Genomic DNA, 9,710 nt, shown 5'->3' on the forward strand with positions numbered 1-9,710 from the left:
ATCTCAAAACCGGGGGGACCTGATGGACACGATGAGCGTCAGCGCCGCAGCCGTCCGCTCCACGACATCCGTTGCCGACGCTCGCGAGAGCACCCGGGAATTCCTCGAGGGGCTCGTGCCGGCGGTCGCGGCGGAGGCTGCCGAAACCGTGGTCCTGGTGGTCTCGGAGCTCGTCACCAACGCCCTGCGCCACGGCGGCGGCACCTGCACCCTGGACCTGACCGCGCACCCGGACAGCATCGAAGTAGCCGTGCATGACCGCAGTCCGCAGGCGCCGCGCATGCGCACCCCGACCTGAACGGCGGCACCGGAGACTTCGGCTGGCCCATGGTCAACCACCTCGCCCACGCCACCGCCGTGACCCGCCAGGCCGCCGGCGGCAAAACCGTCAGCGCTCTCCTTCACCGGTAGCACCTAGACGCCAGCACCGACGGCATGACCGGCCCGCTTTCACGTACAGCACCATGCGGGGCTCAGACCTGGAATTCCGCGGTTAAGGGGGCATCTTCCGGATGGACGGGTGCTGACGTCTGCCCGCACCGACCCGCCGCCGAGGCACGCCAGAAGGGGGGAGGCGGCAGAACACCAGGTGCCCGGTCCCGCGGCGCTCTGCGGGATTGGGCTGCGCGCTTCGCGGACGGCGGCCGAAGTCCGCTTGCCGCTGGGTGGGAGTATGGCGGTATGGATCTCCGCAGCAGGAACAATGTGACGGTCACTGGCCGGGCTCGCCGCAGGTCCAGCTCCTCACAGATCTCCACCACATCGTGGGCATAGCCCTTCAGCGAGGAGTACCGCTCGGGGCTGAGGCCGACGGATCCGAGCCGCCGGAGCCTACGTAGTCAAACAGCACCACCCGGTACCGCTCGGCCAGGGCGGGCACGGCCAGCCGCCACATGTTCTGATCACAGCCGAACCCGTGCGCCAGCACCACCACCGGCCCATCTGGGCCCGGGCCAGGACCTGGTCATCGACCTGTACGGCCTGGAGTACTGCGACTCCACCGGCATCACCGCTCTCCTCGCCGCCCGCCAACGCGCCCAAGCCGCCGACGCAGACATGACCCTGGCCGCCGTCCCCGCCAACACCCTGCATCCTCACCGTTGTCGGCCTGGACCAGGTCTTCACCATCCAACCCGGCAGCAGTACCGCGTGAGATTCACGTCATTACGGCGTCGGCACGGCGCCCCGTGCACGGGTGTGCATCGGACCCGACCTCATCACGTGCGCCAAGCGGATCTGTTCGGCTGCTGGGGGCAGGACAGCACAAATCCCGGCAGCCCACGGACGTGGCTGCCGGGATCAGAAGTGGTGCGCCTACTTGGGCTTGACGGCGTCCTTGGCCTTCTCCTTGGCCTCGCGCAGGTCGCCCTTGGACTCCTCGCCGTGACCCTCGGCCTTCAGGGACTCGTTGCCGACCGCATCACCGACGACCTTCTTGATCTTGCCCCGGGCCTGCTCACCCTTGGCCTGAGCCTTCTCGTCCGCAGCCACAACCCCTCACTCCTGTCTCGCTTGAAGGAAGTTTCACCCTCCGTGTCGCCCTGGATTCCACTCTTAAACCGGAAGGCCGCCGCACGGACTCCTCGCAACTCCGGGCTCTCTATGAAGTACGCGAGGTCCGCAGGAATGGGGATCGCCACGCGGGGCACACGAGGGGGCGGAGGTTGATAACTATGGTTCCTATTCTTCTTGTTCTTCTGCTCGCCCTGATTCTCTTCGGTGCCGGTTTCGCTCTCAAGGCCCTGTGGTGGATCGCCGTCATCGTGCTGATCGTGTGGGTCCTCGGCTTCGTGATCCGTCCCACAGCAAGCGGTGGCAAGCGCGGCCGCTGGTACCGCTGGTAAGCCGCCTGAACAGCGCACCCATACGGGTGGGGCCCGACGCCGCGGCGTCGGGCCCCACCCGTTTCCTGTTTTCCTGTTACCACAGGGATGAAAGTGGTGATTCTGCCGCTTCGGGGTACCTGGAGGTCATGGCCGGAGGTGGCCGTGACGCCAGGAACCGTGGCCTCCAGCACGGCACCTCCGGCCATCCGCATTTCTTCTCGGCATGATGTGTGGGGTCCGGGAGGCCGGGGAACCCGGCTTCCTGAGGAAGCGTCACCGAATTCGATGACGTCTATAACTCCGCAATTCTGCTGCGGCAGCAGCAAGGAATCTCGACAAGGGAGCCGTTCTTTATGAGTGACAACATCTGGGGCTACCAGCCGACCACCGGCTACACCGCGGGCAACGACCTGACCGGATGGAAGGTCGAGGCCACCGACGGCAGCATCGGGAAGGTCGACAAGCACTCGGACGACGTCAGCTCCGCCTACCTCGTCGTCGACACCGGCGTGTGGATCTTCGGCAAGCACGTTCTGCTGCCCGCCGGGACCGTGAAAACGGTTGACCTGGCCGAGCGGAAGATCTACGTCGACCTCACCAAGGCCCAGATCAAGGACTCCCCCGAGTTCGACAAGGACAAGCACGTCGGCGACGCCGACTACCACGAGCAGGTCGGCGGCTACTACCAGAACCACCGACGCGCCTGACCTCAGCACCACCCCGGAAGTGGGGCCCGCCGGAGACGCTCCGGCGGGCCCCACCTCTCGCGGCCCAGACCAGCCCGCTGGGCAAAACCCGGGTGCGCTGGGTCCGCTCTAAAATCACCTGGCATGCATTCTTCGAACCCGGGTACGCCGTCTGTTGCCGCCGCACAAGGGGCCGGTGACACGAAGCCTGGATCGCAACAGGAGGGGCCTGACATGACAGTGACGAAGACGGCAGAGGCACGGACCGTGGTGCTGCCCGAGATCGCGGACCCGTCGCAGGTCGCCCCCAAGGACGCTCGGCAGTTGTCCAGGCTGTTCTTCGACCAGCTCAGCGTTCTGGAAGAGGGCACGCCCGAGTACCAGTACGCGCGCAACACGCTCATCGAGATGAACATGTCCCTCGTCCAGTACGCGGCCGGGCGCTTCCGCAGTCGGGGCCAGGACGAGATGGAGGACATCGTCCAGGTCGGCACGATCGGATTGATCAAGGCCATCGACCGGTTCGAGCTGTCCCGCGAGGTCGAGTTCACCTCCTTCGCCGTCCCCTACATCGTCGGTGAGATCAAGCGCTTCTTCCGCGACACCTCGTGGGCGGTCCACGTCCCCCGCCGTCTGCAGGAAGCCCGCATCCAGCTCGCCAAAGCCACCGAGGAACTCCGCAGCCGGCTGGGGCGCATGCCCACCGTCAAGGAACTCTCGCAGCTGATGTGCCTGAGCGAGGAGGAGGTCAACGAAGCGCGTCTGGCTTCCAACGGCTACAACTCCTCCTCCCTCGACGCCACCATCAGCTCCAGCGAGGACGGCGAAGCGGCGCTGGCCGACTTCATCGGCATCGATGACAACGCTCTCGAACTCGTCGAGGACTTCAACTCCCTCGCCCCGATGATCGCCCAGCTTGACGACCGGGAACGGCGCATCATCCACATGCGGTTCGTCGAGGAACTCACCCAGGCTCAGATCGGCGAACAGCTCGGCATCTCCCAGATGCACGTCTCCCGCCTCCTCAACCGCACCCTCGTCAAGCTCCGTGAAGGCATGCTCACCACCAGCTGACCGCAGCGGCCCGCAGCGAACCGGTGGTGTTTCCCTCCCCCCCCACCAGGGAGGGAAACACCACCGGTTCGCGTCACGGCATGTCGGTGAGGGCGCCTTCCTCTACCTCCCGTGTGGATCTTTGGGCGGACAAATCTGGGGGGCCGGTGTACCGGAATGCTGGGGGGACCGGGCTGAGTCTCGTGGCGTCGGCGCGGGTGGGGAGTCCTAGGGGACGAGGCGGAGCATGGGCTGGTCGATCAGTGCTTGCTGCAGTCCGGCAAGACCTCTGGTCAGTGCGGTGCGCTGGTGGCTGGGCATGCTGTCGAGGGCCTGGAGGAGAAGTTGGTCGCGCCGTTCACAGACCTGGGCCAGGTGTCTACGTCCGGCGGGGGTCACGCACAGCTCGCCGTCGTCGGCCGCCTGACCGGCCCCGGCCTCCTGGACCGCATCCTCACCCAGCTCCCGTCCGGATACGCGCTCCTGTTCGGCCGCGCCGAACTCACCCAGGCCGCCTGACCGTTCCGGGCGGGAACAAGCGGGGACAGCAGCCGTAGCTCAGGACGTGGCTTACGGTGGGCTCCGGCGATGTCGCCGCCGGAGCCCTGTGCGGGCGCCAACAGCCGTGTGAAGTCATGAGAAGACGTGCCGCCAGCTGCCATGGCCTGCGGGTCAGGCATCCGCCGTGCGGCGCGGTTCGACACCGGCCCGGTGTTCTTCGTTGATGCGCCGGGCCTCTTCGAGCTGGTCTTCGAGGATGACAATGCGGCAGGCAGCCTCGACCGGAGTGCCCTGGTCGACGAGTTCGCGAGCGCGAGCGGCGATCTTCAACTGGTAGCGGGAGTAACGGCGGTGGCCACCCTCCGAGCGCAGGGGCGTGATCAGGCGGGCTTCACCGATCGCCCGCAGGAAGGCGGGTGTGGTGCCGAGCATTTCGGCGGCCCGACCCATGGTGTAGGCGGGGTAGTCGTCGTCATCGAGACGACTCAGAGAGTTTTCTGCGGTCATTCGCACCTCTGTCGTGGGAACGCATCGGGGGGCCCTGGTGCCGTACGGCACCAGGGCCCCGAAGGATTTGAACACCACCTGCCGGCCTACTGCGGTGCCGGCCTTCTGTTTCCGCCCGCTCTCCCGGGAGAGGGAAATACGTGCGGGGATCGCGTATGCGTGACCGTGGGACCACCTTCCGTTCCGGGGCCTGCGGTACCCGGGCCGACTACGTCCTTGCCCGGGCGATCCTGATGGCGTTTGCCTCCTTCTCCTCTTCCTGATCCATCTCTTGCACCTGCGTTACTGCTGGCGGCCCCTGTGAGCCGCCCAGCCCGGCAGTCAGCGAGAGGACCCCGAGATTCCTCCGGCCCCGCCGCTCTACTGCCGTGCCAAAACCTGCTGGTGCGCGGCAGTTTCGTGTCTGCCGCGCCTTCCTGACTTCCTGGCTACGGGCAAGACATTAACCCCCGCGATCACGAATGTCTACTCCCGCCATGACAGATTTTCTGCATGCCGCAATGACGGTGTTCTGTCGTCCAGGCATGCCGAAAAGCTGTCACGGGACGCATGCAGTCACACCCAGGGGTGACCGCAGTGGACGCAGGCGCAGAGATACTGCTCAACTGATCAGGCAACGGGCTTCCTTGGTCGTGCTGGTGTCGTAACCGCGTCACTACCAAGGGGCCCGTTCCCTCATGCCCGCGACCGCACCCGAACCTCCGTCCAGATGATCACCCGCTGCCGCTCGAACAAGATCCGGTTTGCCACAACGCTGTAAGACGCCAGACTCCGAGATCCGTCTACGCAAGCAGCTCGTCAAGCTGAAGGAACCCCGCGCGAAGGACGCCAAGGAGCTGTGGCAGTTGCAGACCGATATCGATCACCTCGTCCGTGCCGTCAACCAACTGACCGTGGAGAACCGGCAACTGCGCGGTGCGCTGTCGCAGCCCAGCTCCCCGGTCAGAGCACTGCCGACGCAGCTGCGGCCCAATCGGATCCCGTGAACCGTGCTCAGGGGCCCAGCTCGGCCGTGGGGAACATCGGTACAGCCGTTGGCAAGAACACTCATCGTCCTGGGCCGCTACAGCTTCAACGCCTCCGTGCCGCGCGAGGGCCTACGTCCGCTGCGTGACCCGGACGCGATCGAGCTCGACGAAGACGGCGCGGAGGAGTAGAGCCCTCAACCAGGTCAGGCCGAACAGCTGTGTAGGGTGCGTGCCCATTCCTGCGCCCGTCGGGGCCGGCCCGTCTCTCGCGAACGCCTCAGCTCCACGTCCCGCAGCGGCCCTGAGTCGCATCAGTCGAGGGCGTGGCTGCGGCCGGTCTGCAGGATCTCGTCGGAGAGCTCGGGCTCGACGTGGCATACGGCGCGGGCGAGCATCAGCGCGCCGACCATTTCACTGAGCAGGCGGATGGCCCTGTGGCGGGCCTCGGCCGGGTCGAGCTCGTGGCCCTTCTCCTCGGCTTCGCGCAGGAACTCGGCGGCGAAGCCGGTGAGGTAACCCTCGATGCCTTCGGCGTACGCACTCTGCACGGCTTCGCTGTGCCGTCCAGCGTCGGTGACTAGGGAGGCGGAGGGACAGCCGCCGTCCTGGGCGTCACGGTGCGCGGTGGACAGATACCCGGCCACGACCCGCTCCAGCGGAGAGCCGGCCTGGCCCGGACCGTCCTCGATCGTCCGGGCCAGGTCCCCAAGCGAGGCGGCGAAGGAGGCGCCGCACACCTCCACGGCCAGGTCGTTCTTGGAGGCGAAGTGGTTGTAGAAGCCGCCGTGGGTGAGTCCGGCTTCCTTCATCAACTCGGCGATGCCGACCGCGTCGATGCCCTGCGAGCGAAACATGCGGCCCGCCGCTTCGAGGATGTTCTGCCGGTTGCGGGCCTTGTTCTCCTTGGTGATCCGCGGCATGGCCGTCCTCTCGCGTCGCTCTCGATTTGACATTTTTAATGATGCCTCTCATCATAGCAGAAGTTCCAATGATGCCCATCATCAATAATTCGTGGAAGGAGAGCGTCATGCGCGCCATCACCTACGACCAGCACGGAGAAGCCGGGCAGGTACTACGCCTGAGCGAGCAGCCGGCCCCGGCCGCGCCCGCGGCCGGGCAGGTGCAGGTGCGGGTGCTGTCCCGGCCGATCCACCCCGGCGACCTGGCGGGAGTGGAGGGCCTTCCGGGTGGGCCGCGGCAGCGGTTCGCCACGCCACGGATTCCCGGCGTGGAGGGAATGGGCGTCATCGAGACCGTCGGCGAGGGTGTGCAGGATCTGCGGCCCGGTCAGCGGGTGGCGTTCTTCCCGGTGCCGGGCGCGTGGAGCGAACTCGTCACGACGCCGACCGATCTTGTGGTGCCGGTGCCCGAGGACCTCAGCGACGAGACCGCAGCTTCGATGCTGGTCAACCCGCTGACCCTGCTCTCCTTGCTGCGGGCGGTCGAGGACGCCCAGCACGGCCAGGCCGGTACGGTGGTGCAGACGGCCGCCGGTTCGTCGGTGGGAAAGCTGGTCAGCGCCGCAGCACTCAAGCACGGCATCCCGCTGGTCAACCTGGTACGCAGCGCCACGGGGGCGCAGACCTTGCGGCAGCGCTTCCCCGCACTGCCGACCATCTCGACGGCCGACGCGGACTGGCGCACTCAGGTCCAGGACGCGACCGGCGGCCAGGGTGCCCAGGTCATACTGGACGCGGTGGGCGGATCCCTGACCGGTGAACTGGCCGGGCTGCTCACCGACGGCGGCACGCTGATCACCTACGGACAGCTCGGTTCCGGCAGCACGCCGCTGGAGTCGCTCGCGCTGACCCCGCGGGCCCTGACCGTGCGGGGCACGTCCATCTTCCAGTGGATGGCCGCCCGCACGCCTGAGGAACGGGCCGAGGACGTCGCCTTCGCCGCCCGTCTGGCCGCGACCGCCCCGGAACTCTTCGAGGTCGCCGCCAGCTACGACCTCGCCGACTTCGCGAAGGCCATCGACCATGTCCGCCGCCCCGGCAAGAGCGGAGCCGTCCTGCTCACCAGCCCCGCATCCTGAACCCCACGAAGGGCACCGCCATGAAGATCGGAACCCTCGGCGCCGGAACCGTCGCCCAGGCCATCGCCCGCCACGCCGTGGCCCACGGCCACCAGGCCGTACTGAGCAACAGCCGCGGCCCCGCCTCCCTGGCCGGCCTCGCCGACGAACTCGGACCGCTCGCCCACGTCGGCACCCCGCAGGAAGCCGCCGCGGCGGAACTCGTCGTACTCGCAGTCGGCTGGCCCCAGATCCCGGACGCGATAGCCGGCCTGCCACCCTTCGACGGGCGCATCGTCATCGACGCCACCAACCAGTTCGCCTCCCCGCCCCCGCACACGAAGATCGCCGACCTGGGCGAGCTGACCGGCAGCGAACACGTCGCCTCACTGCTGCCCGGAGCCCGCGTCGTCAAGGCGTTCAACACCCTCTACGGCCAGTACATCGCCGCCGACCCGCGCCACCAGGCCGGACGCCAGGTGCTGTTCCTCGCCGGTGACGACGCCGACGCCAAGACCACCGTCAAGGACTCACCGCCGCCTTCGGCTTCGCCCCCGTCGACCTCGGCTCCTTGCGCGAGGGCGGACGCCTCATGCAGCTCGGAGGCCCACTCTCCGGCCTCCACGCCCTCAAACAGGACTGAGCCGGGCCCTCGCCCATTCCTCGCTCTCCTCCTCATCCACCCCTCAGTACAAGGAAGTTGCTCATGACCACCCAGCCCCTGCTGCAGCCCGTCCGCCTCGGCGCGCTGGAGCTCCCCAACAGCGTCGTCATGGCCCCCATGACCCGCGCCCGCGCTCAGAACGCCGAGCTGGCCCCCACCGACCTGCACGCGACCTACTACGCACAGCGCGCCAGCGCCGGCCTGATCGTCACCGAGGGAACCTGGGTCAACCCCGACGCGATCGGCTTCATCCACGCGCCCGGCATCTACACCGACACGCAGACCGCCGGCTGGGTGAAGGTCACCGAAGCCGTCCACGAGGCCGGCGGGCGGATCGTCTCCCAGTTCGGCCACCTCGGCACGGCCTCCCACCCCGACCACCTCAGCGGCCGCCTGCCCGCCGGCCCCTCGGCCATCAACCCCGGCGAGAGGTCCTTCACCCCCTCCGGCCCGAAGAACACCGTCACCCCGCGCGCCTACACCGCCACTGAGATCGCCGCCACCATCGCCGACTACCGCCATGCGGCCGAGAACGCCCGCCGCGCCGGCTTCGACGGCGTGGAAATCCACGCCCAGCAGTCCCACTTGATCCCGCAGTTCCTCAACCCACGTCTCAACCAGCGCACCGACGCCTACGGAGGCAGCAGCGAGAAGCGGGCCCAGTTCCTCCTCGACATCCTCGACGCCGTCGGTGACGTGTGGGGCAGCGACCGCATCAGCGTGAAGATGTCCCCGGGCTGGGCCAACGGAACCACGTTCACCGCGGACGAGGAGACACTCGCCGACTACGACCAGCTGTTCAAGAAGCTCAACGACAGCAACCTGGCCTACCTGCACCTCCTGGGCACCCCCGGCACCATCGAGGAGCGCATCGCCCTCTTCTCCCGCTACCGCGCCCACTACCAGGGCAACATCGTCGCCAACCTCGGCTTCACCCAGGCCCTCGGCAACGAGATCCTCGACCACGGGATCGTCAACGCGGTCTCCTTCGCCGAGCCCTTCATCGCCAACCCCGACCTGGTCGAGCGCTTCGCGCAGGGCCACCCGCTGGCCGACGGCGACCGGGACACCTACTACGCCGGTCACGCCGAGGGCTACACCGACTACCCCGCCTTCACCGCCAACTGAGCAAGGAAGATCCCCGTGAGCAGCAACATCCGAGCAATGATCGCAAACGTCGAAGTAGAGAACCTCGAAGACGCGATCCCTCTCTACCAGGACCTGGCCGGGGACGCGGAAGTCCGCCGCTTCCCCTACCGCGAACTGGAGTTGGCACTGGTAGGACCCTTCCTGCTCTACTCCGGCCCGCTGGAGAAGTACGTCTCGCAGAACGCGACCGTCATCGTCGAATCCCTGACCCCCGTTCTCGACACCCTCGGCAAGGCCGGCGCCGAGATCCTCGAAGCACCCAACGAAGTACCCAACGGCACCAGGATCGTCGCCCGCCACCCGGACGGCTCCGTCTTCGAGTACATGCAGCCCCGTGCC

The 9,710-nt window shown here is 67.5% G+C and carries 12 protein-coding genes and 4 pseudogenes; 12 read left to right on the top strand and 4 right to left on the bottom strand.

Annotation, left to right across the window (positions count from 1 at the left end):
• Positions 1-22 precede the first annotated feature (22 nt).
• Positions 23-411 (top strand): annotated as a pseudogene (locus AQJ27_RS51080) (ATP-binding protein).
• Positions 412-722: 311 nt separating this feature from the next.
• Here the strand turns inward: AQJ27_RS51080 and AQJ27_RS54440 are convergent.
• Positions 723-934 (bottom strand): annotated as a pseudogene (locus AQJ27_RS54440) (alpha/beta fold hydrolase); the annotation flags it as partial.
• A gap of 47 nt (positions 935-981) precedes the next feature.
• Here AQJ27_RS54440 and AQJ27_RS61170 point away from each other — a divergent pair.
• Positions 982-1,026 (top strand): annotated as a pseudogene (locus tag AQJ27_RS61170) (hypothetical protein); the annotation flags it as partial.
• A 288-nt stretch (positions 1,027-1,314) separates the two neighbouring features.
• On the opposite strand, the gene AQJ27_RS54450 reads toward AQJ27_RS61170, so the two are convergent.
• The gene (locus AQJ27_RS54450; RefSeq protein WP_079065972.1) at positions 1,315-1,491 is read right to left on the bottom strand and encodes a CsbD family protein; all 177 of its coding nucleotides are present in this window, start codon (positions 1,489-1,491) and stop codon (positions 1,315-1,317) included.
• Positions 1,492-1,673: 182 nt separating this feature from the next.
• On the opposite strand from AQJ27_RS54450, the gene AQJ27_RS51085 reads away from it, so the two are divergent.
• From AQJ27_RS51085 to AQJ27_RS56210, 4 genes and pseudogenes are all read left to right on the top strand, one after another.
• Positions 1,674-1,844, top strand: coding sequence for a hydrophobic protein (locus tag AQJ27_RS51085; protein ID WP_067385923.1), 171 nt, complete (start codon positions 1,674-1,676; stop codon positions 1,842-1,844).
• A 335-nt stretch (positions 1,845-2,179) separates the two neighbouring features.
• Positions 2,180-2,533, top strand: coding sequence for a PRC-barrel domain-containing protein (locus tag AQJ27_RS51090; RefSeq protein ID WP_067385925.1), 354 nt, complete (start codon positions 2,180-2,182; stop codon positions 2,531-2,533).
• 213 nt (positions 2,534-2,746) lie between these two features.
• Positions 2,747-3,586 (top strand): RNA polymerase sigma factor SigF, encoded by an 840-nt coding sequence (locus AQJ27_RS51095; protein WP_067385927.1) that lies wholly within the window; start codon positions 2,747-2,749, stop codon positions 3,584-3,586.
• Between the two features lie 384 nt (positions 3,587-3,970).
• Positions 3,971-4,084 (top strand): annotated as a pseudogene (locus tag AQJ27_RS56210) (DUF2267 domain-containing protein); the annotation flags it as partial.
• Between the two features lie 153 nt (positions 4,085-4,237).
• Here AQJ27_RS56210 and AQJ27_RS51105 read toward each other — a convergent pair.
• Positions 4,238-4,573: a MerR family transcriptional regulator gene (locus AQJ27_RS51105; protein WP_067385931.1), complete on the bottom strand. Its 336-nt coding sequence runs from the start codon at positions 4,571-4,573 to the stop codon at positions 4,238-4,240.
• 743 nt (positions 4,574-5,316) lie between these two features.
• Between AQJ27_RS51105 and AQJ27_RS51110 the strand changes: the two genes are divergently transcribed.
• Together AQJ27_RS51110 and AQJ27_RS60460 are read left to right on the top strand one after the other, a co-directional pair.
• Positions 5,317-5,559: a hypothetical protein gene (locus AQJ27_RS51110; RefSeq protein WP_067385933.1), complete on the top strand. Its 243-nt coding sequence runs from the start codon at positions 5,317-5,319 to the stop codon at positions 5,557-5,559.
• 48 nt (positions 5,560-5,607) lie between these two features.
• On the top strand, positions 5,608-5,730 hold the full coding sequence (locus AQJ27_RS60460; RefSeq protein ID WP_268814664.1) for a hypothetical protein: 123 nt from the start codon (positions 5,608-5,610) through the stop codon (positions 5,728-5,730).
• Positions 5,731-5,852: 122 nt separating this feature from the next.
• On the opposite strand, the gene AQJ27_RS51115 is transcribed toward AQJ27_RS60460, so the two are convergent.
• Positions 5,853-6,461, bottom strand: a complete 609-nt coding sequence (locus tag AQJ27_RS51115; protein ID WP_067385935.1) for a TetR family transcriptional regulator — start codon at positions 6,459-6,461, stop codon at positions 5,853-5,855.
• 107 nt (positions 6,462-6,568) lie between these two features.
• Between AQJ27_RS51115 and AQJ27_RS51120 the strand changes: the two genes are divergently transcribed.
• From AQJ27_RS51120 to AQJ27_RS51135, 4 genes are all read left to right on the top strand, one after another.
• Complete coding sequence (locus tag AQJ27_RS51120) at positions 6,569-7,579, top strand: alcohol dehydrogenase catalytic domain-containing protein (RefSeq protein WP_067385937.1); 1,011 nt, start codon at positions 6,569-6,571, stop codon at positions 7,577-7,579.
• A gap of 20 nt (positions 7,580-7,599) precedes the next feature.
• Complete coding sequence (locus AQJ27_RS51125) at positions 7,600-8,268, top strand: NADPH-dependent F420 reductase (protein WP_341866179.1); 669 nt, start codon at positions 7,600-7,602, stop codon at positions 8,266-8,268.
• Entirely contained in the window at positions 8,265-9,350 is a 1,086-nt protein-coding gene (locus AQJ27_RS51130) for an alkene reductase (RefSeq protein ID WP_067385939.1), read from the top strand. The genes AQJ27_RS51125 and AQJ27_RS51130 overlap by 4 nt, the downstream gene beginning before the upstream one ends.
• A 15-nt stretch (positions 9,351-9,365) precedes the next feature.
• A partial coding sequence (locus AQJ27_RS51135) for a VOC family protein (RefSeq protein WP_133257782.1) occupies positions 9,366-9,710 on the top strand: 345 nt, incomplete at its 3' end.

This window comes from Streptomyces olivochromogenes, from assembly GCF_001514115.1.
GTDB classification, from domain to species: domain Bacteria; phylum Actinomycetota; class Actinomycetes; order Streptomycetales; family Streptomycetaceae; genus Streptomyces; species Streptomyces olivochromogenes.